We start from the raw sequence: 23175 nt of genomic DNA, 5'->3' as shown, positions 1-23175 counted from the left end.
ATTTGTCATTTTTCCTCCAGACTGCGGAACAATGCGGGCCCCTGGCGCACAAGTGCAAGGAAGGAGAGGACGGCCGCAGCGGCCAGAATAACGGCGTATACCAGCAGCAAACCCACGCTGCCCAGAGGCTCCAGAAGAAAGAACCACAGCAGGAAAAGAAGCAGGACCAGAACCATGGGCAGGAAGGTGGACAGCATGGCGGAGGCCGACTGCTTGACCACCACGGCGTCGTTGACCGCGTCCAGCTTGGGAAAGTGGAGGTTGATCCACAGCCCGAAGGGGGCGCACATCAGGGCAAAGAGTAATCCGTCAACCAGCAGGAGTACCCACTCCGCCGGAGCTAGGGCAAAGGCCAGACAGAGCATGAGCCACCCCACTGCCAGACAGGGTAGGATGACCAGCAGCTGGAAGGCCACCTTCATGCCCAGAATGGTGGTCACCGGAACGGGGGCGCACTGGAGCAGCCAGAGCTGTTTGCCCTCCAGGCTGATGGAGGAACCGGTGATGGCAACGGTGGACAGGCAGAACGTAACGCCTGCCAGCAGCAGCGGAGCCAGAGCTAGGCCGCCAGCCATCTCTAAAAATTGTGCGATGGATTCCCGGTAGATCAGAGCGGCCACCCCAGCCCCCGGCAGCAGAAGCAGACCGATACCGGTGTTGAATACATAGCTGGGTGTGCCGAACCACCGGCGGGCTTCCTTTCGCAGCAGAGCCCCTAGCTGGCCGGAGGAGGACAGCTTGCCCAGCTTGTAATCCGAGCGGGTCCGGTGGGTGGACAGCCGGGTGATGATGGCCTTATACTGCCAGGCCAACAGCCACACTACCACCAGGAAGGGGACCAGGCACAGGGCCCACAGAGCCGCCAGCTGGAGCAGATTTCCGCCGCTCACCCCCTCTGCCAGCAGCAGGAAGGGCCGGCCCCAGCCCTGGAAGAAGGATAGAATGGCGGGAACGGCGGTCTCCACGTTGTTGATGGAGCTGCTCAGCCAGAAGGAACCTACCAGAATCAGAGCCAGTAGGAGCAGCTGGAGCAGGGTAGAGGCCAGGGCCTTCCGGGAAAACCGGCCGGACAGCCAGGCCAGCACAAAGCCTATAATGAGGGTGAGCAGGGTGGGCAGCAGGTTCAGAAAGAGGGCGGAAACCAGCAGCAGCGGGAGCACCGCCCAACCCCCCGGCCCGCCGTACCACAGGTAGATCACCCCGGCGGGGAGGAGCACGAACACGGTGGATACCAGGTTCTCCAGATAGAGGGCCAGGGTACGGGAGAGCATGAGGGTAAAGGGGGAAATGGGCAGGGAGAGCATCAGGTCGTTGTCCTTGGCTCCATATACCACGCCCTGGGCTGCAAAGAGGGAGAAAAAGAAACCCAGCAGGACCGCCACCAGGGACATGAGCACCAGCAGCAGGGGCAGGGCCCCCACCGCCGCCAGCTGTCCGGCCAGCAGAGAGCTGTACACCCCGGAGATATAGAGCGACAACCCGGCCAGAAGGGCCAGGGCGCCTATGCCGGAGAAGGAGCGCTTTTTCCGGCCCACCCGTATGGCGGAGAGCAGGGCCCGGAAATTCAGCTTCAGCAGGGCGAGGAATTTAGCCATGCCCGTCTCCCTCCAGTTCCAGGAATACGTCCTCCAGGGTGGAGTCTCCCACCAGTTCAGCGGTATTGCCCATGCGGATCAGCTTGCCCTGCTTGATGATAGCCACCCGATGACACAGCTTCTCCGCCACCTCCAGCACATGGGTGGAGAAGAACACCGCGCTGCCGGCCGCGCACAGCTCCGCCCAGAACTGCTTGAGCAGGTGGGCCGCCGACGGGTCCAGGCCCACAAAGGGTTCGTCCAAAATGAGCAGCTTGGGCTGGCGGATGAGGGCGGAGATGAGAGCCAGCTTCTGCTTCATGCCGTGGGAATAGCTGCCGATGGGGCTGCCCAGATTGCCGGTGAGTTGGAAAGCGTCGCCGTACTTGGCGATGAGATTCTGACGGGTATCCCCGGAGATTTCGTATAGATCGGCGATGAAATTGAGAAACTGGATGCCGGTGAGAAATTCATAGAGGTCGGGGTTGTCGGGCAGGAAGGCGGTGACCTTCTTGGCAGCCAGGGCGTCGGTGCGGACGTTGTGCCCGTCAATGGTGATGGTGCCCTCTGTAAAGTCCATGACGCCGGCTACCGCCCGGAGGGTGGTAGTCTTGCCCGCACCGTTGTGGCCAATGAACCCGAAGATCTCACCGGGAGCCACATGGAGGCTCAGGTCGTCCACCGCCCGCTTGTGACCGGGATAGCTCTTGGAAAAGTGTTCGATGTGCAGCATGGGTTATCCCTCCACGATTTTGACGGCGGTGCCGTAGGCGGTGATCTCAGCCGCGCCCTGCATGATGGAGGCGGAGGTATAGCGTACGCCCACCACGGCGTCGGCCCCCATGGCCTCGGCATCATCCACCATGCGCTTGGTGGCGATCTGACGGGCCTCGGTGAGCATTTTGGTATAGCTCTCGATCTCGCCGCCCACCAGGGTCTTCATACCGGCCATAAAGTCCTTGCCGAAGTGCTTGGACTGGACCACGCTGCCCTTGGCGATACCCAGGGCCTGGATCTCTTTGCCGGGGATATACTCAATATTTAGAAGCAGCATTTTCTTCTCCTCCTTGGATCTGCTTGATGCGCTGGATCAGAGCCAGCAGGACCCCGACGATGAACACAGCCGGGATCAGGGTGAGTACCACCACTACCGGCAGCGGGGGCGCGTCGGTGGGGAAGGCCACAGCGACCCACACCACCAGGGCCATGACGCCCCCCATCAGGACCACGAACAGTAGGGCGCATACCACCGGCGGGATGTAGTGGGACACAGTATCTTTCTTATGGATGTTCACAAAGCGGGTCCCCTCTCCTTCCATACGGTCCATTTCCAACAGCCACCGGTCCGCGTCCAGGTCGGCCAGCTGCTGGCCGGCGTCGGCCAATGTCTGGCACAGGGTCCGGATGGTGGCCAGGTTGGCCTGCTCCCGTTCCAACTGAATGATGTGACGGCGCAGGCCGTCGTCCAGGGTCAGGATGCCCTGCTGCATTTTCCGGATCTCTTCCATAGGTACGTCCAGCTTCCGCAGCAGCTTGATCTTACGCAGGGCCTCCACGTCGGCGTCGGTGTAGTCCCGGTAACCGTTGTCCGCATTGCGCCCGGGGTTCAGCAGCCCCTCTTTTTCATAAAAGCGGATGTTGCGCTTGGTGACGCCCACAAGCTGCTCCACCTCGTTGATCTTCATGCCGCTCACCTCCGACGCAAAAAGGTATACCCTCCACCGGGTGGAAAGTCAAGAAAAAAATATTCCATTGTACATATTCCCGTGGCTGGCGGACATAATGGAGGAAAAGGAGGCGCGTACCATGGACATGACCAACGAGGAGTACAGCCGCTATGTGGCTGGGATGGCCAAGCCCTCTCCCCTGTGGAAGGATCTGATCTGGGCCTTTCTGGTGGGCGGTTTGATCTGCACCCTGGGACAGGGGCTGAGCGACCTGTACCAGAGCTGGGGATTGGATAAGACCGACGCAGGGACAGCGGTGTCCGTCACGCTGATTTTCCTTTCCGCCTTTTTCACCGCCCTGGGGTGGTTTGATAAGCTGGCCCAGCACGCTGGAGCGGGTACTCTGGTACCCATCACCGGCTTTGCCAATGCGGTGGCCTCTCCCGCTCTGGAGTTCAAAAGCGAGGGACTGGTGCTGGGGGTAGGCGCCAGGATGTTTATCATCGCCGGGCCGGTGATTGTCTATGGCCTGGTGGCCAGTGTGATCTATGGTGTGATTCTGGTACTGCTGGGTGCCTGATTGCTATAAACAGAAAACGCGGAGCACGGTTTTGCCGTGCTCCGCGTCTTTTCATTGGGTTAAGCCTGAAGCAGCTGGGTCAGCTCACCCATGGCGGCCGTCTCTTCAGCCACCTGTTGGGCCAGAAGCTGCTGCTGCTGGGACAGAGCGTCATTGTAGAGGGCAATCTCCTCATCAAAGGAGGGGGCATCCTCCATGCTCTTGGCCAGCAGAGACATCGTGGCGGGATAGGTTTCCGCCAGGATGGAGCCCTTGCCGGTACCCCAGAACAGGTTGCCCGGGTTGGAGTCCTCCAGCAGAGCCTCCTTGGACCGGGCGTTGGTCTCCAGGCTGAAATTATAGTAGCCGTACTCGGTGCCGCCGTTGATCATCCAGGCCAGATCCAGCGCGCCGGTGCCCTCCTCGTTGCCCAGGACTCCCTGCGCCAGGGCGTCGACCACGCCGGAGATCAGAGCGATATTCTCCTGATAGGCCTGATGCTTGATGAGGATGGTGGATGTGGAAGCGATGCCGATGAAGTGGTCCTGGACAAAGCGGAAGGCCTCCAGGGTCTTGGCATTCAGTGCCCGGCCCTCGGCCCGGATGGCATCCAGGTCCTCCTGACTGGCTCCTTCGGACAGAGCCTGCTGATAGCGGCTGTTGACAGCGGCGATTTCCTGGTTCCACCCGTCGGCAGCTGTCCGCAGCGTCTCCAGGGCGGTGGTGTAGGCCTCGCCGTCGCCGCCGGCGGCGGCCACCAGATCGGCGTCCAGAGCCTCCGCCAGATCGTCGCAGGTGGCGGTCAGGTCCAGCTCCAGGGCGGGCGTCTGATCCAGGTAGATGGCCAGCGTACCGAAGGTGTTCAGATTGGTGTGCATCACGTCGGCACTGTAGGTATCCCGGTCGTCGGCGGCGGTGTGGTAGCGCTGCTGAATCCAACCCTCCTCGCCGTCCTGGGTGCCGGGGATGTTGATGAAGTAAGGTACGCCGGAGGCCCGGTAGGAGACGCCGTCCTCCATGGTGTTGGTGTCCACCGACTGGCCGCTGATGCCGCCGGGGTACACGTTGTTAACAGGCTGGGTCAAAAGACCGGATTCTTCCACAAAGGACTGGGTCAATGTGGAAAACTCGGGGACGCAGCTGATCTGTCCCTCCTCCATGCCGTCGTAGAAGGCGGGCAGCTCAAAGTTCAGCAGAGCGATGGTCTTGCCGGCCCACTCGGGATGGGCGGTGTTGATCATTTCCCAGGCGCCGGTGGTCCAGTCAAACTGGGTGCCTGAGGCGCCCCACTCCTCGGAGCCGTGGGCGATGAAGCGGATGTCGTTTTCCGGCTGGTAACCGGAATCCACCATGGCTTTGGCCATGGCCAGCACCAGGCCGATGGCGCAGCTGTCGTCCTGGAAGCCGTTGAAGTAGACGTCATAGTGGCCGGCCACCAGGATCTGCTGCTCAGAGCTGCGGCCCTTCAGGGTGCCCACCACATTGTAGCTGGTTCCCTGCTCCGGCTCCATGACGTTGTCCACCATCAGGGTAGCGGTGTCGTGTCCCGCGGCCAGAGCCTCCGCCAGCTGGAGATACTGGTTCTTGCTGATGCTGACGCAGGGGATCACATCCTTGGAGCAAACGTCCTGCATATTGATCATGTCGTCGGAATAGGTGGCGTAGCCGCCCACATCGTAGGTGACGATGGCGCTGGCGCCGTGGAGAGCGGCCTCATTCATATACTGGTCGATCCAGGCCACATTCCACTGGTCCACGCCCACCAGAGCGATCTTGCCTTCCACGTCCACCCCCTCGTACTCGGCGGCGGTACCGGTGCCCACATCCACCAGCTGGGCGGTAATGCCGTCAGCGTCCGTGCCGTTGGTGGCGTAGGAGGCGGGCATGATCTGGATGTCGGTGTCGGCGATGGTGAGAGAGGCGTCGTTGAACTGCCACTTATCCACGGTGACAGGCACCTTCTCCACCGTCAGGCCGATGGACTCCATCTCGGCGGCGATGTAGTCGGCGGCAGCGTGCTCGGCATCGGAACCGGCGGTGCGCCAGCCCAGTTCGTTGGACAGATAGGCGGGATCGTAGGCCAGGGTCTCGGCGATCTGGTAGGCGTATTCCTGGTCTACCTGTTCCAGATAGGCGGATACCAGGGCCTGAGTATCCTGTCCGGCAGAGGGCTCCGGCTGCTCATCCGGTTGGGAGCAGGCGGTCAGGGACAGCAGCAGAGCTGCTGCGGCGGTTGCGGCAATCAGGCGTTTCCTCATCTTTTTTTCTCTCCTCCAAACGTGTGGAGCGGAAAGGCAGCAAAAAAGCCATGGCGCAGATACACACCATGGCTGGAACACAAAGAGAGTTATAGTTCGCCTGTTACGGGGGCCCGTACCGTGCAGTCCGATTCATCACTCTTATTGACCGTTCACAAGTTGATGTGCGTATCTACGCATCGGTTATGAAGTAACCAACTTATAAAACTTGAGCCTTTCCGCTCAATCAATAAGGCAACAAAGTTGCCAATCCGTACCCGCGGTACGGTCCCCGGCTCTTCGACGGGTTTTCGGCATTTGACCCGGCCGTCCGTGTAGCCTTGATCCTTGTGAAAGGATGGTCAGGACGTGCATTCGCACAGGCGTTCAAAAACGAACATACAATTTATACCACAGGTCAATGCAGGTGTCAATCCTGAATTTCGGGTAAGTGGGATGGATCCGGGTATGTGTAAATATACTGGAAGCCAATAAGAGAGAAGATAAGAAATTGTGAAAAACGAATAAAAAAGACTTGACAAACGGCAGACCAAATAGTATACTAAAGCCAGAAAGAAAGAGGTGAACCCAATGGGCTAGTAAAGTCCAAATCATCAAAGCCTCAACGCAGAAGGAAAAGGAACGGTTCGTTTTAGGCAACACGTGTTCCCAACAAACTCATTGAAGCGAGGAGACCCGGAAACCTCAGATGCGAAGTTCGCTGAAGACGGAAATCAGGGTAGTACGTTGCAGGAGACAGTGATCCAGGCGAATCCCAAAACCGAGTCCTTCCCAATGCGTGGCAAATCTGTAGAAAGTAGAGGTAGACCAAGTGATTGAACCCCAGGTCGAAAAGTAGCCCCCCGGTCACGATGGATGGCCGGGGGGTTGTGCTGTTCCTGGGCAAAAATGCGGCAAACCTCTCAACATAAAAAGTCCCCCCGGCACTGCCGGGGGGACTTTTCACATTTTGGGGAAGTTAGCGCAGCACGGCGCCCAGTTCCTTCTCCAAAGCTTCCAGAATAGACTTCACGTCGGCATCGGCCTCCTCGCTGGTGAGGGAGCGGTCGTCGGCCCGGAGGACCAGGTTGAAGGCCACAGACTTCTTGCCTTCGTCCACGCCCTTGCCGCGGTAGATGTCGAAGAGCTTGCACTCCTTCAGCAGGCCCTTGGCTCCCTTGCGGATGCAGGCCTCCAGAGCGCCCACGGTCACCGCCTCGTCGCACACCACAGCGATGTCGCGGGTGAGGTTGGGGAACTTGGGCAGAGGTACATACTCGGGATCGGCGCCCTTGGCGGCCATCAGTGCGTTCAGCTCCAGCTCAGCGCAGTAGAACTGGGCGTCCACGCCGTAGTTCTGCGCCACCAGGGGATGGACCTGGCCCAGCACACCGATGCGCTGGTCACCGGCGTACACATCGGCCACCCGGCCGGGGTGATAGGAGGGATTGGTCTCGCTGGGGACCTCGAAGTGGACATCCTCGGCCCGCAGATCCTTGAGAATGGCCTCCAAACAGCCCTTGAGGGCGTAGAAGTCCATATCGCTGCCATAGGCGCCCATGGACAGCACCTTGTTCTCCACGGCCAGGCCGTCCTCGCCGCCGGGGAGGTAAATGCGGCCCACTTCGTAAAGGCGGACGTTCTGGTTGCGGTAGTTGTAGTTCCGGGTCAGGATCTCCAGCATGGAGGGCAGTACGGTGGTACGCATGATGGAGGTATCCTCGCCCAGGGGGTTGAGGATCTTGAAGGACTGGCGGCGGGCATCGTCGGCGTCCCAGCGGATCTTATCGTAGCAGGTGGGGGAGATAAAGGAGTAGGTGATGATCTCGTCATAGCCCATGGCCCGGCACAGGGAGCCCAGCCGGCGCTCCAGCTGCTCCTCCGCAGAGAAGCCGCCCAGGGTGGTCTGGCCCCGCATGAGGGTGACAGGGATGTTGTTGTAGCCGTGGAACCGGGCCACCTCCTCGGCCAGGTCGGCCATGCCGATCACGTCGCCCCGCCAGGAGGGCACGGTGACCTGATCGCCCTCCACCTGGAAGTCCAGCTTCTTCAGGATGGACACCATCTCGCTCTCGGCGATGTTGGTGCCCAGCAGGCCGTTGATCTTCTCGGGCTCCAGCTTGAGGACACGGGGCTGGGGCACATAGTTGAGGATGTCGATGGTGCCGTCCAGCACCTCGCCGGCGCCCAGCAGCTCCACCAGCTCGCAGGCACGGTTGACGGCGGGCAGGGTGTTCAGGGGGTCCAGACCCTTCTCGAATTTGGCGGAAGCCTCGGTACGCATACCCAGGGCCAGAGCACCCTTGCGGATGCAGGTGCCGTCGAAGCAGGCGGACTCAAAGACCACGTCCACAGTGTCGTCCACGATCTCGCTGTTCTCGCCGCCCATGATGCCGGCAAGACCCACGGCCCGATGTTCATCGGCAATGACCAGGTGGTTGGCGTTGAGCTTGCGCACCTGGCCGTCCAGAGTGGTGAGCTCTTCGCCCTCTTCTGCACGGCGAACGATGATCTTGCCGCCCTTCACATAGCGGTAGTCAAAGGCGTGCATGGGCTGGCCGTACTCCAGCATGACGTAGTTGGTGATGTCCACGATGTTGTTGATGGGACGCACGCCCATGGAGCGCAGCCGCTCCCGCATCCACTTGGGGGAGGGGGCGATCTTCACGTTGCGCACCATCCGGGCGGTGTACCGGGGGCACAGGTCGCTGGCGGGGGTCTCCACGTCCAGCAGCTCCATCAGGCTGCCGTTTCCGCCGCCCTTGACCACAGGCTCGTGGAGGGTAAGGGGGGCGTCAAAGGTGGCGGCGGCCTCCCGGGCCAGACCGATGACGGACAGGCAGTCGGGGCGGTTGGGGGTGATCTCAAACTCCACCACATGGTCGTCCAGACCAATGACCGGCTTGATGTCGTCGCCGGGCTTGCAGTCCTCGTTCAGCACAAAAATGCCGTCGGGGATGCAGTGGGGGAACTCGGCCTGCTGGGCATGGAGATCCTCCAGGGTGCAAATGGTATTGCTCTTGGTGTTGTAGGCCACCAGGTCCTCCTCGTGGAGGTTGGGGCAGGTGGTGGAGACGGTAGCAGTGCCGTCGCCGGTATCCAGAACGATGTCATAGGCGGAATAGCCGATGGTGGTGACGCCGGTCACCTTGGCGCACACCACGGGACCATAGACTTTGTGGCCGGGCTGGATGTCGGCAGGGATGGAGGGCTTGTCTTTATCCAGGGGGTGATAGTCACCCAGAATGGCGGCGGGGGTAATGACGCCGTAGGGGAAGTCGCGGGTATCCAGACCCAGCTCAGCCAGGCCGCAGAACATACCGTTGGACACCGCGCCCCGCAGCTTGCCCTTCTGGATCTTCACGCCGCCGGGCAGGGTGGACTTGTGGAGGGCCACCGGCATCAGGTCACCGGGATGGATATTCCAGGCGCCGGTGACGATCTGGATGGGCTCCTCCTGAGCCACGTCCACCTGGCAGATCCACATATGGTCGGAATCGGGGTGGCGCTCCATGGACAGCAGGCGGCCCACCACCACATTGGAGATCTCCTCTCCCAGGTCGTGAGTCAGCTCCACCTTGGAGCCGGACAGGGTCATGGCCTCGGCAAATTCCTTGTCGGAGGCAGTCACAGTGACAAATTCATTCAGCCATTTTCTGCTCAGATTCATTGTTCCTACACTCCTTTCTTAGAATTGCTCCAGGAACCGCACGTCGTTTTCGAAGATCAGCCGCAGGTCGGCGATCTTGAACCGGCGCATGGCGGTACGCTCCAGGCCAATGCCGAAGGCCCAGCCGGAGTACACATTGGGGTCGATGCCGCTCATCTCCAGCACGCGGGGGTGGATCATGCCCGCGCCCAGCAGCTCGATCCAGCCCTCGCCTTTACAGGTGGGGCAGCCCACGCCGCCGCACTTGTGGCACTGCACGTCCATCTCGCAGGAGGGCTCGGTGAAGGGGAAATGGTGGGGACGGAACCGGGTCTTGGTACCCTTGCCGTACAGCTGCTCCACCACGGTATTTAGGGTGCCCTTCAGGTCGGCCATGGTGACACCCTTGTCGATGACCATGCCCTCCACCTGATGGAACATGGGGGAGTGGGTGGCGTCCACCTCGTCCTTGCGGTACACCCGGCCGGGTGCGATGATGCGGATGGGCAGCTCCATGGTGTCCATGGCCCGGACCTGCATGGGGGAGGTCTGGGAGCGGAGCATCACACGGCTATCCTCATCAAAGTAGAAGGTATCCGACCAGTCACGGGAGGGGTGGCCCTCCTCGGCGTTGAGGCGGTCAAAGTTCAGCTTGGCCAGCTCCACCTCGGGGCCGTCCAGCACAGTGAAGCCCATGCCGATGAAGATCTCCTTGATCTCATCCAGGGCGATATACATGGGGTGGCGGTGGCCGGCCTTAACAGCCTTGCCGGGGACAGTGATGTCCAGGGCCTCAGCCTTCAGCCGGTCCTCCAGGGCCTTGGCCTCCAGCTCCTTACCCTTGGCCTCCAGGGCGCTCTCCAGGGCGGCGCGGACCTCGTTGGCCAGCTGACCCATGGCGGGGCGCTCCTCGGCGGACAGCTTGCCCATCATTTTCAGAACGGCGGTAAGCTCGCCCTTCTTACCCAGGTACTTCACCCGCAGGGCGTCCAGCTCCTGGGCGTTGCCGGCGCCGTCCAGTGCGGCCAGCGCTTCCCGGCGTATGGTATCCAGTGTTTCCTTCATATTCGCAGCTCCTTTTGCAGTGATACGATTTGTAAACAAAAAAGCCTTCCATCCCAATCTATTGGGACGAAAGGCAAACCTTCCGCGGTACCACCCGCAATTCCCGCACGCAGCGGGCACTTTGGCCCCGATAACGTGGGGCAAATCCGTCCCTGTCTCCAGGGCCGCTCCAGGACGAACCGAACGGGCCAACCCCACATCCGCTTTCAGCCGGTGACGGACGCTCTCTGCTGGGCGGGGAACCGCTCTTTTTCCCTTCTTCGCAAGTAAGATTATTTATAGCACAGTTTGACAGAAAGTGCAAGATTAAAATTGACGAGGCGGGATGGACAGCATATAATGGGGCTGCCTGAACGAAAGAACCAAGGAACAGGAGTGTGTATGAATATGTGGATCGCCACAGCACAGCAGATGCGGGAAACCGACCGGATCGCCATTCAGGAGCGGGGAATTCCCTCCACCGACCTGATGGAGCGGGCGGCGGCGGCCTTGGCTGAGGAGGTCATGAGCCTGGCGGGGGACTGCGCCGGACGGGTGGTGTGCTTCTGCGGGCCGGGCAACAACGGCGGCGACGGCGTGGCCTGCGCCCGGCAGCTGCTGGAGGCGGGATTTGAAGTGCGATGTGTCCTGGTGGGCAGCCATGAGAAGATGACCCAGGATACCCGAGCCATGGAGGCGAAACTGGCGGCGGCAGGAGGAAAGCTGGAACCCTTCCAGCCTGATGATGCTGAGTTTGCCGCCTGGTGCCTGGAGGCCAATGTGATGGTGGACGCCCTCTTCGGCATCGGGCTGAACAGCGATATACGGGGGGATGCCCTTACCGCCGTCCATATGATGAACACCTGCGATATCCCGGTGGTGTCCGCCGATATCCCCAGCGGAGTAGAGACCGACACCGGCCGGGTGCTGGGGGAGGCGGTACACGCCGCCCGCACTGTTACCTTCACCCTGCCCAAAGCGGGCCACTATGTAGGGAAAGGCGGACTGTGTACCGGCAAGCTGACGGTAGCCGATATTGGGATTCCCAAAGATTTGGTGGATGCTCTGGACTGCCCGGTAAGTACCGTGGAGGCGGCCGATGTACGCCTGCCCCGCCGGCCTCTGGACGCCCATAAGGGGGACTTTGGGCGATGCGCCATTCTGGGAGGCTGTGTGGGCTATACCGGCGCTCCGGTGCTGGCTGCCCAGGCGGCAGTGCGCTCCGGCGCGGGGCTGGTGTCGGTGGGAGTGCCTACCCCCATCTGGGCGGTAGCAGCAGCCAAGCTGGACGAGGCTATGCCCTACCCCCTGCCGGCAGGCAAGGAGGGGCAGCTGTCTCTGGAGGCTGGAGAAGTGATCCATCATAAGCTGGCGGGCTGCGGTGTGTGCCTCATCGGCCCTGGCCTGGGCCGGGGCAATGGTGTGGCGGCTGTGGTACGCCACCTGCTGCATGAGATCCATATCCCCGTGATCCTGGATGCCGACGGCATAAACGCCCTGGAAGGACATATAGATGTACTGGACGCCCGGCAGGGCCTTCACACGGTGCTTACCCCCCATGACGGGGAGTTTGCCCGGCTGGGAGGCGATCTGTCCGACGGGGACCGGCTGGGAGCGGCCCGGCGCTTTGCCATGGAGCATACCTGCTGTCTGGTGCTCAAGGGCCACCGCACCATCACCGCTTTCCCGGACGGTACCGCCTACATCAACACCACCGGCAACCCCGGTATGGCCAAGGGAGGCAGCGGCGACGTGCTGGCGGGAGTGATCCTCTCCCTGCTGGGACAGGGCCTGCCCGCCCGGCAGGCGGTGCCCATGGCGGTGTGGCTCCACGGCGCGGCCGGTGATCTGTGCGCCCAGGAGATTGGGGAGTACGGCATGACGCCTACCGACGTGGTGGCGGCGCTGCCCCGGGTGATCAAGGAATCTGTGGAATAAGCATGGAACAAAGGGGGAGACGGAGTGCGCCGCCGGTTTGGTTTGTGCGTACTGACGATAACCCTGTGCCTGGCTCTGGCTGCCTGCGGCGGCGGGGCTACCGGCGCAGAGCAGCTGGCCCTGGACATCCGGGGCGAATATCTGGCCATGGAGGGCTGTACCGCCCAATTAACTGTGGCCGCTGACTATGGACAGCGGGTCTATGAGTACGGCCTGGATCTGGAGTACCGGTGGGAAGGGGAGAGTGTGCTCACCGTCACCAGCCCGGACGCCGTGGCCGGAGTGACCGCCCGGCTGAAGGACGGCAGCGGGTATCTGGAATATGACGGCGTGTGGGTAGAGACCGGCCCCCTGGATGAAAGCGGCATGAGTCCCATGGAGGCGGTACCCGTCTTACTGCGCTATGCCACCGAGGGTTTTATCGCCGAGTGTGCCATGGAGGAGACCGGAGAGGGGCAGGTTCTGCGGGTGATCTGCCGGGACCCGGAGGCCAAGGCAGGGGAGGGCCAGGAGTGCTCCCTCTGGTTTGATCCGGACAGCCACGCCCTCCTTCGGGGAGAGTTGTCCCAGGATGGCTTTACCGTGATCCAGTGCGTCTTTTCCGGCTTTGCAACGATGGAATAAATACAGCGGGGTGCTGCCTGGCAGCACCCCGCTGTATTAAAATGCGGTGGTATCGTTGTCCTCAGAGTCGGCCTGAGCGGCTTCCTGCTCCAGGTCGTCCAGCTCTGCCAGACGGCGGCGCAGCTCTTCCCGCTGCTGGGCATTCATCTGGCTGACGTGCCGGTCGAACTGCTCCTCCCGGCGGCGCTGGGCCTCCTCCTGACATTTGCGCTGGAGCTCGGCGCCGTGCTTGCGGCCTTCCTCCACCGCGGCGGCGCCCTTTTCCACCAGGAACTTGCCGGCCTTACCCATCTGCTCGGCAGCCAGAGCTACCAGGCCTACGCTGGCCAGGCCTACATCGGCAAATACCTTTCCTACATCTTCCATCATGGAACAAACCTCCTTAGATCCCGCCTGATACAGGCGGCGGGAGCATGGTGCGAAAACTGTTTCTATGCCTATAGTATATCCGGAAGCAGGAAAAATGTCTTGGAAATTGTATGAACATTAGATGAAAAATCCATGAAAGAGCGTTCGGTTCGGGGTTGTGACCGGCGGGGCGGCGTAGTATAATAAGGACCAATGAACTGTCCTTTGGCAGCTTTGCTGTGTCAGCCGCCCGGCGGCGGGCATTTTGTATCTCAAGGTAAAGAGGAAATCAGATGAAACAAACGCAGACAAGAACATGGACGGAGATCGACCTGTCCAATCTGGAACATAATTATCGGGCGCTGCGGGCCATGCTGCCCCAAGGCTGCCGGTTTCTGGGCGTGGTGAAGGCGGACGCCTATGGCCACGGCGCGGTACAGGTAGCCCGGCGGCTGGAGACGCTGGGCGCGGAATATCTGGCAGTGGCCTGCCTGGACGAGGCTCTGGAGCTGCGCCAGGCTGGAATCACCACCCCTATCCTGATTCTGGGTTATACGCCCACCGATCGGGCGGAAGCTCTGCTGGACAATGGCATCACCCAGACGGTCTATGATGTGGAGATGGCCCGCGCCCTATCCAACGCGGCAGCTGCTGCGGGCAAGACCCTGAAGATCCATGTGAAGGCGGATACCGGGATGTCCCGGCTGGGCTGGCTGTGCGGCGGGGAGGATCAGAGCGCCGCTGTGGAGGCCATTGCCCAGGTGTGCGCTCTGCCCGGCCTGGAGGCGGAGGGCATCTATACCCACTTTGCCAATGCCGACGGGGATGAGGACTATACCATGCTCCAGTTTACCCGTTTTCTGGATCTGTTGGAGGCGCTGAAGGAGCGGGGGATCACCTTTGCCATCCGCCACTGCGCCGCCAGTGCTGCCGCCCTGAAGTTCCCCTGCACCCACCTGGACATGGTCCGGCCTGGCATCGCCCTGTACGGACACTATCCAGATCCCTCCTGCGAGGGGCTGGACGGCCCCGGACTGCGGCCGGTGATGACACTCAAGACCCGGGTGGCCTCGGTAAAGACTGTGCCTGCCGGTACGCCGGTGAGCTACGGCTGCACCCATGTGCTGGACCGGGAGACCAAACTGGCCGCTCTTACCATCGGTTATGCCGACGGTCTGCCCCGGCTGTGCTCTGACAAGCTGGAGGTGCTGATTGGCGGCCAGCGGGCTCCCGTTGTGGGCCGGATCTGTATGGATATGTGTATGGCGGACGTCACCGGGCTGGACGTGGCGCCGGGAGATGAGGTGGAGGTGTTCGGCGAGCACCTGCCCATTGAGGATGTGGCTGCTCTGGCGGGCACCATCCAGTATGAGCTGCTGTGCGCTGTGTCCCCCCGGGTCCACCGGGCCTACCTGGACTGAGGCACCGGCTGTCCGGCAGACGCATACAATGGGCCGGGGGAGAAAGGCCCGGCCAGGCGGCGGAGGACCGGCCTGCCCCGCGAAATTTTGCAGGACGGGTATAATTCCCGCCGCCCCGTGGGAGAATCATAGTGACCGCGTTACATAGGCCTGCGGCCCTGTGACGCTGGTGACTATTTTCCGGCGGAGTGTGAGCTTTTGTGGACAACAGCGTAAAACGCGGAGACATTTTTTATGCCGATCTGAGCCCTGTGGTGGGCAGCGAGCAGGGAGGCGTGCGGCCGGTACTCATCGTGCAGAACGACACCGGCAACCGGCACAGCCCCACCGTGATCGCGGCGGCCATCACGTCCCAGACCGGCAAGGCCCGTCTGCCCACCCACATCGAGCTCTCAGCCAACACCTACGGTCTCCCCAAGGAGTCGGTGGTGCTGCTGGAACAGATCCGGACGCTGGACAAAAGGCGGCTGAGAGAGCACATGGGTCGGCTGGACGAAGCGCAGATGCAGCGGGTGGACAACGCCATCGCGGTCAGCTTTGGCCTGCACACAGGAACCATGGTTTAAAGACAAGAGGGGAGCCGTCCCCGAGGGCGGCTCCCCGTCAGACAGGAGGTACATATGAAGCAGAGAAAAGGGCTGGTCCGGCTGATCTCCGGCGGCTTGGTTACATTGGCGCTGGTAGGGGTGGCGGTGGCCGCCGGGCAGCAGGGCAGCAAGAACGATCCCCTGGTCACCCTCAGTTATCTGGAGGATCAGGCCATCCCCGCCATTCTGGAGCAGGTGGACGGCAAAGTGGCGGACAAGCAGTCTGAGTTGGAGAAAAAGCTGTCCGGTGTGGTGGACGGCTATGTGGATGAGGTGGAAAAAGCCCTCAGCGGCAGTTCTGGCTCCACTTCCGCCGGCGGTGTGTTCCAGATTGTCAACCTGAAGGCAGGACAGACTGTGGTGGGCACCGCGGCCTGCGAATTTCTGCTGCGGACCGGCACGGCAGTCTGTGTGTCCGATACAGCCCCCGGCCTCATCGACACCACTGACGGCTCGGCCCTGGCCGGCGGGAAAAACCTGACCACCAACCACCTGTATCTGGCAACCATCGATGGCCGGGGGGTCAAGGCCTCCACTGATGTGACTATCATGGTCCGGGGTGGCTATACCATTAAATAATAATGTATATAGAGATAAAAAATGTGGACGGCAGCGCCGTCCACATTTTTTATTCAGATCAGGGTGGGAATCAGATGGGCCAGAGCTTGGGCCAGTTTGGCGTGGCTCTCCCGGGTCAGGTGCATATAGTCCACCGTATTGTAGGCAAGATTCAGGGTATTGGCGTCCAGAAAGGCGCAGCCGGTCAGCTGGGCCACGGCCTCATATTCCGCCGCCAGCCCCCGGGTCTTTTCCACACAGCCGGGCCCCATCTCATCGGCCACCGGGGAGGTATAGACCCCCTCCTCGATGGATTTGGGTGCGATGATGAGAATGTTGGGCTTGCCGTCCGGCCAGCAGTCCAGGGCCTGAGCGGCCCGGACCAGCCGTTCCATACCCCGGCCGATGGTGTAGGCGTTGGTCCCGAAGCGTTCCTTGGAATCGTTGGTACCCAGCATGATTACCAGCAGATCCACCGGCTTATGGCTTTTCAGGCAGGAATAGAGGCAGGACAGGGCGGACAGGCCCTCCTCCACCGGGTCGTCAAACACGGTGGTGCGGCCGGACAAACCCTCCTCCACCACCAGGTATCCATCTCCCAAGGCCTGCTGCAGCCGGCAGGTCCAACGCTCCTCCTCATTGAAGCGGAAGCAGGAACCGTCGGCGCAGTCGGCAGGATCGGGGCAGTAGCCATGGGTGTTGGAGTCTCCCAGACAGACGATGTGGCGCCGCATTTACTTGATCTCGGGCAGGGAGGCGGCGGCCACGGACTGACCCACACGGCGGGCCTTCTCGTCCGGCATGGTGGGGTTGATCTTGGAGGCGATATCAGGATACTCGTCGGCCAGCACACTCTTGCAGGTATCCAGCAGCAGGTCGCCGCCCTTGCCGGACATAACGCGGCCCAGCAGCAGCACGTGCTTGAAGCCGTAGAAGTGATAGTACAGAGCCAGAGAGTGGGCCAGATATACGCCGATGGAGCGGTACACCGCGGCGGCGCCGGGGTTGCCCTCCTCCATAGCCTTCTGCACCACCTTCAGCTTCTCGGCGGGGGAGAGGGCGGGGTCCAGCTCAATGCCGCCGGCGGGGGCCAGCTTGATGACACCGTCCTGAGAGAAATACTTCACGCCGCAGCCGATGTCGCCGGACCACTCGTCCTCCATGGCGCCGGGGTTGGCGTCCACGGGGGCGAAGGCCAGCTCGTTGAGCCAGCCGGTGATATTGCCGTTCTGGTCCACATAGCCCACGGCCTCGCTGGTGCCCATGGCAATGCCCATAATGTTGTTCTCTTCCAGGCTCATGGCACCGGCCAGAGCGGACACGTCGCCGTCGTTGGCCACCACATAGGGCACATCGCCAAAGGTGTCCTTAATGGCGCGGATGTAGATGTCCTTCACCTTGGCGTCAAAGTCCTCCTTGGGCACCTTCAGGAACAGGGAGGCCACCATGGTGCGGTTCTCGATGTAGATACCAGCGGAGGAGACGCCCACCGCGTCCACCCGGGGCATATGCTGGGCGGCGGACTTGAGGGCGGACACGATGCCCTCATAGTGGTAGTCGGGGTCGGCAGTGACCTTGGGATACCAGACCACTTCCTCGCTGAACACGGGCTCGCCATCGATGACGGCGGACACCTTCCGGTCGGAGCCGCCGGCGTCGAAGCCAATGCGGCAGCCGCCCAGGTGACGGCCCACAGCCTGAGGATTGCTCTTCTCGGCGGGCACCTGGTCACAGTACACGACCTCAAAAGGCTTCTCATACACATTGGACATGAAGTCGGCGTCGAAGGAGCGCTTGCCGCCCACGCAGTAGGTGGCCTTCATGGACTCGAAGATCTCCTTGTCGCCGCTGATGTAGACCTTGAAACCGCCCATATACCACAGCATGGTCTTGATGAGCCGGTCCACATAGTAGCGGTCGGCCTCAGCCATGTCGGGGGTACCGTGGATGAAGGTCTTGTAGACGGCCACCTCGCCGCCGGCCCGCTCTACAGCCAGATCCAGAGGTTTTTTGGCGTCCTTCAGGAAGGCGGTGAAGAATTTGCCCAGGGGGAGGAAACCGGGGTCCAGTTCGGGGACGTGTTTGACAGGAACTTCAATGCCAAGATGTTTCATGAGACATCCTCCTTAACATATATGGGAAACAGAAAGCTCGTTATATGTATAGGCTACCAGTTTTTTTAAATCTGTCAAGCATATTTTCAGGATTCTGAAAATTATTTTCTTCCCAGGCCTTGACGGGGGATGGACCGACGGGTATGATGGAACCAACGGGGGATCATCTCCCAACAATGGAAAGGTGGGAATTGCGATTATGGATATCACTGCACGTCTGCAGGATCATCAGAAATGGATTAAGGAGGAGCTGGAACGGAGCGTCAACTTCTGGCTGAAAAACGGCATGGACCCGGTGAACGGAGGCGTCTATACCTGCCTGGATCGGGAAGGCAAGATTTTCTCCACCGACAAGAGCGTCTGGATGCAGGGCCGCTGCGCCTGGATGTTCGCCTACCTGTGCCACACCTATGGGGTGAAGGACGAGTGGCTGGCCGCCAGCAAGAGCTGCCTGGACTTTATGGAGCGCTGCTGCATCAACCGGGAGGCAGGCAACCGGATGTACTTCACCGTGACCGGTGACGGCAAGCCCCTGCGTCAGCGCCGCTATTGTTTCTCCGAGGGGTTCTACGCCATCGCCAACGCCGAATATTATGGTGTTACCGGGGACAAGGAGTGCCTGGAGCGTGCCCGCGCTGCCTATGAGCTGATCTGGAATCTGAATCAGGGCCTGATCAAGGACCCCACCGGACTGGGCCCCAAGACCATTCCTGAGACCCGTTCCGGCCGCGCTCTGGCCAACCCCATGATCTACCTGAACATCACCTCCGTGCTGCGCCGGGTGGACCCCGAGCAGGCTGAGCTGTATAACCAGCGGGCCGCTCAGTGTGTGGACGAGATCTTCCGCTACCACTATAAGCCCGAGCTGGGCTGCACTCTGGAGAGCGTGGGTCCCAACGGCGAGTTCCGGGGCGATGTGACCGAGGGCCGTGTGGTCAATCCCGGCCACGATATCGAGTGCTCCTGGTTCCTGATGGAGGACGCCAACCTGCGGGGCAACAAGGAACAGCACGCCACCGCCATCAAGATCTTTGACCAGGCCATCAATGCTGGCTGGGACAAGGAGTACGGCGGACTGCTCTACTTTATTGACTGCCTGGGCCGTCCCCCCGAGGCCTACGAGCACGACATGAAGCTGTGGTGGCCTCACGACGAGATCCTCATCGCCTCTATGATGATCTATCGTGATACCGGCGACGAGAAGTATCTGGAGTGGTTTGAAAAGACCCTGGATTACTGCAAGAAATACTTCTCTGATCCTGAGTACGGCGACTGGTACGGCTACCTGCGCCGGGACGGCAAGCCCACCGAGCCTCCCTGCAAGGGTTCCACCTTCAAAGGTCCCTTCCACCTGCCTCGGATGCTCATCATGTGCGATCAGATGATCGGCCAGATCCTGGAGCGGAATTGAGAGGGCGGCAATGCCGTTAGTAAATGTCTTTGAACGGATCAACAGCGAGTACTACCAGCTGACCAGCGCGGAGAAAAAGGTGGCCGACTACGCCGTTATCCACCAGCAGCAGACCCAGTTTATGTCCATCTCGGAGCTGGCGGAGGAGGCCGGCGTGGCCGAGGCCACCATCTCCCGTTTCTGCAAACGGCTGGGTTACAAGGGCTACAGCGCTTTTAAGCTGGCCATTGCCAACGCTACTGCCGGCCGGATGGATCACAGTGCCGCAGAGGCGGGAGAGCTGGAGGAAGAGGACAGCGTGGAGGGAATGTGCCGCGCTGTTTATCGCAGCGATTCCGAGGCCCTGGCCCAGACTCTGGAGCTGATCCAGGCGGATGCGGTGCGCAAGGCGGCGGATATGATCGTCTCCGCCGGCCGGGTACTGTGCATGGGCCAGGGAGGATCCATGATCCTTTCCCAGGAGTGTGCCCACCTGTTCAGCACCATTCAGCTGAATTTTACAGCGGTCATGGACTCCCATCTTCAGGCGATTGCCGCCTCTCAGCTGACCCCAGGCGATCTGGTCATCTATTTCTCCTACTCCGGCTCCACCAAAGAGCTGATGAAGAACCTCCAGATCATCCGGGACCGGAAAGCCCGGATCATCCTGGTTACCCGGTTCCCCAAGTCTCCCGGCGCCGCCTATGCCGACATTGTGCTTCAGTGCGGTTCCCGGGAGGGCCCCCTCCAGGGCGGTTCCGTAGCTGCCCGTATTGCCCAGCTCTATCTGATGGATGTACTCTTCCATGAGGTATGCCGCCGGGATCGGGAGGGCTGCCGTGCCAGACAGGAACTGGTGGCTGAAGTGTTGTCAGACAAACACATTTGACCGTCAACAGTGGAATTTGAAAAAAATTTGCAGACACCGCAAAAGAAGAAAGAAAATGTGCAATTCGCTATTGACAAATCTTGTGTTGAACTGTACAATCTACACAACGGGTTACCACTGAGTAATCACGAAAATTATCAAAAATGAGGAGGATGAATGATGAAGAAGAAACGTATTCTTGCGCTCATGCTGGCTGCCTCCATGTCTCTGGGCCTGGCTGCCTGCGGCGGCGGCGGCACTAGCGAATCCCCCGCCGGCAACACCGACACCCCGTCCGGCAACACTCCCTCCGGCTCCGGCGAAACTGTGGAGCTGACCATCTGGACCTACCCCATCGGCAAGTTTGGTGACTATGACACCATGCAGGCTCTGATCGATGAGTACACCGCCGCCAACCCCGGCGTGTCCATCAAGTTCGAGCTGCTGGACTACACCAACGGTGATACTCAGGTTACCTCCGCTATCACCAGCGGCACTGCTCCTGACATCATCATGGAGGGTCCCGAGCGTCTGGTGACCAACTGGGGCGCCAACAACCTGATGGTGGACCTGTCCGACCTGTGGACCGAAGAGGCCACTGCCGACATCGCCGCCACCAGCGAGGCTGTTGTGAATGCCTGCCAGCTGGACGGCAAGTACTATGAGTATCCTCTGTGCATGACCACCCACTGCATGGCCATCAACTATGAGGTCTTTGAGCAGGCTGGTGCTCTGCAGTACATCGACGAGGAGACCCGCACCTGGACTACTGACAACTTCGTGAAGGCCATGGAGGCCGTCCGCGACTCCGGTCTGGTGGCCGTGCCCGGTATCGTTTACTGCGGCGGCCAGGGCGGCGACCAGGGCACCCGCGCCCTCGTCAACAACCTGTACTCCGGCACCTACACCAATGCCGACCACACTGAGTACACCGCAAACTCTCCTGAGAACGTGAAGGCTCTGGAGCTCATCAAGTCCATGGTGGACAATGGCTCTCTGAACGCCAACGCCGGCTTCCAGGCTGCTGACGAGCTGCAGCAGTTTGCCAACGGCACCGCTGCTGTGACCTTCTGCTGGAACGCTTCCAACAAGGCTCAGTACGCTTCTCAGGTTGCTTTCACCCCCTATGCCATGGCTTTCCCCTCTGACGACGGCGTGCCCGAGCTGTGCGGCGGCATCTGGGGCTTCGGTATCTTTGACAACGGCGACGACGCCAAGATCGAGGCTGCCAAGGACTTCATCCGCTACATCTGCGACGATCCCGAGCAGTCCAAGGAGAGCGTGCAGCTGACCGGTTTCTTCCCCGTCCGTGCTTCTCTGGGCAACGTGTACGAGGGTACCGACACCGAGGCTGATGCCGCTGAGTTCCTGACCCTGATGCCTTACATGGGCGACTACTACAACGTCATCGGCGGCTGGACCGAGCAGCGCACCAACTGGTGGAATATGCTCCAGAAGATCCTGACCGGCGGCGTGGATGCTCAGACTGCTGCTGACGAGTTTGTCAGCGCCAGCAACGCTGCCATCGGCTAAGCGGCGCAAGTATGATCTGACGCACTTTCTGTGCCCGCTCCCTGTGAGGGGGCGGGCACAGTTGCTTTTCCAAAATGATTTGGAGAGGTGTGCAAATAAGTTCGAAAAGAGGGGAGAATCTCATGGCACAAAACGCCGTAGCAACGGTCGCGAAGAAGCCCAAGAAGGAGAAACGGTCCCAGTTCTCCGGCATGAGCAAGGCCCTGGTCCGGCGGGAGACTATTTCCGCCTACCTGTTCTTGCTGCCCAGCCTGATCTTCTTCATCGGCTTCGTGGTAATTCCAATGATCATGTGCGTGGTGTTCAGCTTGCAGGAAATGGGCCTGGACAGCTCCGCCACCAAGTTTATTGGGTTTGCCAACTATGTCAAGATGGCACAGGACCCCGTCTTCTGGAAGGGATTCCTGAACACCGTCATCATCGTGGTGGTAGCGGTGCCCGCCGTTACCGCATTTTCCCTGTGGGTCAGCTCTGCCATCTATCAGATGAAGGCAGTGACCCGCTCCTTCTTCCGCTGCGTGTTCTACCTGCCCGTGGTTACCGGTACTGTGGCAGTTACCGTGGTGTGGAAGTGGATGTTCAACCCCTATAACGGTCTGCTGAACCAGATCTTTGGTACCACCGGCTATGACTGGCTGGGTAATTCGGCCACCGCCATCTGGTGTATCATCCTGATCCTGTTCACCACCTCCATTGGCCAGCCCATCGTGCTGTATGTGGCCGCTCTGGGCAACGTGGACCAGTCTCTGGTGGAGGCTGCTCAGGTGGACGGCGCCACCAAGCTCCAGGTGTTCTGGAAGATCAAGTGGCCCCAGATCATGCCCACCACCCTGTACATCCTGGTCATCACCACCATCAACTCCTTCCAGTGCTTCGCACTGATCCAGTTGCTGACCTCCGGTGGACCTAACCATGCCACCGACACCATTATGTACTACATCTTCCAGATGGCGTACAACAACCAGAACTTCGGCTACGCCAACGCTATGGGCGTGGTCCTGGCCATCATCATCGCGATCTTCTCTGCCATCCAGTTCAAGTTCGCGAAGACCGACAACGGTTAA

At 60.7% G+C, this 23175-nt stretch carries 20 protein-coding genes; 10 read left to right on the top strand and 10 right to left on the bottom strand.

What is annotated here, in order from left to right:
* Positions 1-5: 5 nt before the first annotated feature.
* From B5E56_RS01175 to B5E56_RS01160, 4 genes are read right to left on the bottom strand one after another with little or no spacing between them, the layout of a single operon-like run.
* Complete coding sequence (locus B5E56_RS01175) at positions 6-1595, bottom strand: hypothetical protein (protein ID WP_087387938.1); 1590 nt, start codon at positions 1593-1595, stop codon at positions 6-8.
* Positions 1588-2307, bottom strand: coding sequence for an ABC transporter ATP-binding protein (locus tag B5E56_RS01170; protein ID WP_087387936.1), 720 nt, complete (start codon positions 2305-2307; stop codon positions 1588-1590). The genes B5E56_RS01175 and B5E56_RS01170 overlap by 8 nt, the downstream gene beginning before the upstream one ends.
* A gap of 3 nt (positions 2308-2310) precedes the next feature.
* Positions 2311-2628, bottom strand: coding sequence for a YbjQ family protein (locus B5E56_RS01165; protein ID WP_087188284.1), 318 nt, complete (start codon positions 2626-2628; stop codon positions 2311-2313).
* Positions 2609-3259 (bottom strand): MerR family transcriptional regulator, encoded by a 651-nt coding sequence (locus tag B5E56_RS01160; RefSeq protein WP_087387934.1) that lies wholly within the window; start codon positions 3257-3259, stop codon positions 2609-2611. The genes B5E56_RS01165 and B5E56_RS01160 overlap by 20 nt, the downstream gene beginning before the upstream one ends.
* Positions 3260-3380: 121 nt before the next feature.
* Between B5E56_RS01160 and spoVAC the strand changes: the two genes are divergently transcribed.
* The gene (gene spoVAC, locus B5E56_RS01155) at positions 3381-3821 is read left to right on the top strand and encodes a stage V sporulation protein AC (RefSeq protein ID WP_087387932.1); all 441 of its coding nucleotides are present in this window, start codon (positions 3381-3383) and stop codon (positions 3819-3821) included.
* A 59-nt stretch (positions 3822-3880) separates the two neighbouring features.
* Here the strand turns inward: spoVAC and B5E56_RS01150 are convergent, their stop codons facing one another.
* From B5E56_RS01150 to pheS, 3 genes are all read right to left on the bottom strand, one after another.
* On the bottom strand, positions 3881-6058 hold the full coding sequence (locus B5E56_RS01150) for a M28 family peptidase (RefSeq protein ID WP_087387930.1): 2178 nt from the start codon (positions 6056-6058) through the stop codon (positions 3881-3883).
* 958 nt (positions 6059-7016) lie between these two features.
* Positions 7017-9707, bottom strand: coding sequence for a phenylalanine--tRNA ligase subunit beta (gene pheT, locus B5E56_RS01145; protein WP_087387928.1), 2691 nt, complete (start codon positions 9705-9707; stop codon positions 7017-7019).
* 18 nt (positions 9708-9725) lie between these two features.
* Positions 9726-10751 carry a phenylalanine--tRNA ligase subunit alpha gene (gene pheS, locus B5E56_RS01140; protein WP_087387924.1) on the bottom strand — a complete coding sequence of 342 codons (1026 nt, stop codon included), beginning with the start codon at positions 10749-10751 and terminating at the stop codon, positions 9726-9728.
* Positions 10752-11132: 381 nt separating this feature from the next.
* Here pheS and B5E56_RS01135 point away from each other — a divergent pair, with 381 nt between their 5' ends.
* Entirely contained in the window at positions 11133-12668 is a 1536-nt protein-coding gene (locus B5E56_RS01135; RefSeq protein ID WP_242958712.1) for an NAD(P)H-hydrate dehydratase, read from the top strand.
* A 24-nt stretch (positions 12669-12692) separates the two neighbouring features.
* Positions 12693-13292: a hypothetical protein gene (locus B5E56_RS01130; protein ID WP_087387920.1), complete on the top strand. Its 600-nt coding sequence runs from the start codon at positions 12693-12695 to the stop codon at positions 13290-13292.
* Between the two features lie 36 nt (positions 13293-13328).
* On the opposite strand, the gene B5E56_RS01125 is transcribed toward B5E56_RS01130, so the two are convergent.
* On the bottom strand, positions 13329-13661 hold the full coding sequence (locus B5E56_RS01125) for a hypothetical protein (protein ID WP_087188292.1): 333 nt from the start codon (positions 13659-13661) through the stop codon (positions 13329-13331).
* A 272-nt stretch (positions 13662-13933) separates the two neighbouring features.
* Between B5E56_RS01125 and alr the strand changes: the two genes are divergently transcribed.
* The 3 genes from alr to B5E56_RS01110 all read left to right on the top strand — a co-directional run bounded on the left by alr (position 13934) and on the right by B5E56_RS01110 (position 16227).
* Positions 13934-15061: an alanine racemase gene (alr, locus tag B5E56_RS01120; RefSeq protein ID WP_087387918.1), complete on the top strand. Its 1128-nt coding sequence runs from the start codon at positions 13934-13936 to the stop codon at positions 15059-15061.
* Positions 15062-15261: 200 nt separating this feature from the next.
* Positions 15262-15627, top strand: coding sequence for a type II toxin-antitoxin system PemK/MazF family toxin (locus B5E56_RS01115; RefSeq protein WP_087188294.1), 366 nt, complete (start codon positions 15262-15264; stop codon positions 15625-15627).
* Between the two features lie 54 nt (positions 15628-15681).
* Positions 15682-16227: a hypothetical protein gene (locus tag B5E56_RS01110; protein ID WP_087387916.1), complete on the top strand. Its 546-nt coding sequence runs from the start codon at positions 15682-15684 to the stop codon at positions 16225-16227.
* 53 nt (positions 16228-16280) lie between these two features.
* Here B5E56_RS01110 and B5E56_RS01105 read toward each other — a convergent pair whose 3' ends face one another.
* Both B5E56_RS01105 and B5E56_RS01100 read right to left on the bottom strand, forming a co-directional pair.
* Positions 16281-16940: a GDSL-type esterase/lipase family protein gene (locus B5E56_RS01105; protein WP_087387914.1), complete on the bottom strand. Its 660-nt coding sequence runs from the start codon at positions 16938-16940 to the stop codon at positions 16281-16283.
* Positions 16941-18320 (bottom strand): ROK family protein, encoded by a 1380-nt coding sequence (locus tag B5E56_RS01100; RefSeq protein ID WP_087387912.1) that lies wholly within the window; start codon positions 18318-18320, stop codon positions 16941-16943.
* A 199-nt stretch (positions 18321-18519) separates the two neighbouring features.
* Here B5E56_RS01100 and B5E56_RS01095 point away from each other — a divergent pair, with 199 nt between their 5' ends.
* The 4 genes from B5E56_RS01095 (at position 18520) to B5E56_RS01080 (ending at position 23175) form a co-directional block, all read left to right on the top strand.
* Positions 18520-19731 (top strand): AGE family epimerase/isomerase, encoded by a 1212-nt coding sequence (locus B5E56_RS01095; RefSeq protein ID WP_087188298.1) that lies wholly within the window; start codon positions 18520-18522, stop codon positions 19729-19731.
* Between the two features lie 10 nt (positions 19732-19741).
* Positions 19742-20599: a MurR/RpiR family transcriptional regulator gene (locus B5E56_RS01090; protein WP_087188299.1), complete on the top strand. Its 858-nt coding sequence runs from the start codon at positions 19742-19744 to the stop codon at positions 20597-20599.
* Between the two features lie 159 nt (positions 20600-20758).
* A complete protein-coding gene (locus B5E56_RS01085; protein ID WP_087387910.1) occupies positions 20759-22111 on the top strand; it encodes an extracellular solute-binding protein in 1353 nt (450 codons plus the stop codon).
* Between the two features lie 191 nt (positions 22112-22302).
* On the top strand, positions 22303-23175 hold the full coding sequence (locus B5E56_RS01080; RefSeq protein WP_343214219.1) for a carbohydrate ABC transporter permease: 873 nt from the start codon (positions 22303-22305) through the stop codon (positions 23173-23175).

The organism is Flavonifractor sp. An112, assembly GCF_002161085.1.
Taxonomy (GTDB): domain Bacteria; phylum Bacillota; class Clostridia; order Oscillospirales; family Oscillospiraceae; genus Flavonifractor; species Flavonifractor avicola.
The sequence above is the reverse complement of the archived record's forward strand: the minus strand, read 5'-3'. Positions and strand labels throughout refer to the sequence as shown.

Excerpts from the sequence above, each read along its gene's own strand:
- B5E56_RS01175 (WP_087387938.1), bottom strand. The coding sequence starts at position 1,595 with ATGGCTAAATTCCTCGCCCTGCTGAAGCTGAATTTCCGGGCCCTGCTC.
- B5E56_RS01170 (WP_087387936.1), bottom strand. The coding sequence starts at position 2,307 with ATGCTGCACATCGAACACTTTTCCAAGAGCTATCCCGGTCACAAGCGG.
- B5E56_RS01165 (WP_087188284.1), bottom strand. The coding sequence starts at position 2,628 with ATGCTGCTTCTAAATATTGAGTATATCCCCGGCAAAGAGATCCAGGCC.
- B5E56_RS01160 (WP_087387934.1), bottom strand. The coding sequence starts at position 3,259 with ATGAAGATCAACGAGGTGGAGCAGCTTGTGGGCGTCACCAAGCGCAAC.
- spoVAC (WP_087387932.1), top strand. The coding sequence starts at position 3,381 with ATGGACATGACCAACGAGGAGTACAGCCGCTATGTGGCTGGGATGGCC.
- B5E56_RS01150 (WP_087387930.1), bottom strand. The coding sequence starts at position 6,058 with ATGAGGAAACGCCTGATTGCCGCAACCGCCGCAGCAGCTCTGCTGCTG.
- pheT (WP_087387928.1), bottom strand. The coding sequence starts at position 9,707 with ATGAATCTGAGCAGAAAATGGCTGAATGAATTTGTCACTGTGACTGCC.
- pheS (WP_087387924.1), bottom strand. The coding sequence starts at position 10,751 with ATGAAGGAAACACTGGATACCATACGCCGGGAAGCGCTGGCCGCACTG.
- B5E56_RS01135 (WP_242958712.1), top strand. The coding sequence starts at position 11,133 with ATGAATATGTGGATCGCCACAGCACAGCAGATGCGGGAAACCGACCGG.
- B5E56_RS01125 (WP_087188292.1), bottom strand. The coding sequence starts at position 13,661 with ATGATGGAAGATGTAGGAAAGGTATTTGCCGATGTAGGCCTGGCCAGC.
- alr (WP_087387918.1), top strand. The coding sequence starts at position 13,934 with ATGAAACAAACGCAGACAAGAACATGGACGGAGATCGACCTGTCCAAT.
- B5E56_RS01110 (WP_087387916.1), top strand. The coding sequence starts at position 15,682 with ATGAAGCAGAGAAAAGGGCTGGTCCGGCTGATCTCCGGCGGCTTGGTT.
- B5E56_RS01105 (WP_087387914.1), bottom strand. The coding sequence starts at position 16,940 with ATGCGGCGCCACATCGTCTGTCTGGGAGACTCCAACACCCATGGCTAC.
- B5E56_RS01100 (WP_087387912.1), bottom strand. The coding sequence starts at position 18,320 with ATGAAACATCTTGGCATTGAAGTTCCTGTCAAACACGTCCCCGAACTG.
- B5E56_RS01095 (WP_087188298.1), top strand. The coding sequence starts at position 18,520 with ATGGATATCACTGCACGTCTGCAGGATCATCAGAAATGGATTAAGGAG.
- B5E56_RS01090 (WP_087188299.1), top strand. The coding sequence starts at position 19,742 with ATGCCGTTAGTAAATGTCTTTGAACGGATCAACAGCGAGTACTACCAG.
- B5E56_RS01085 (WP_087387910.1), top strand. The coding sequence starts at position 20,759 with ATGAAGAAGAAACGTATTCTTGCGCTCATGCTGGCTGCCTCCATGTCT.
- B5E56_RS01080 (WP_343214219.1), top strand. The coding sequence starts at position 22,303 with ATGAGCAAGGCCCTGGTCCGGCGGGAGACTATTTCCGCCTACCTGTTC.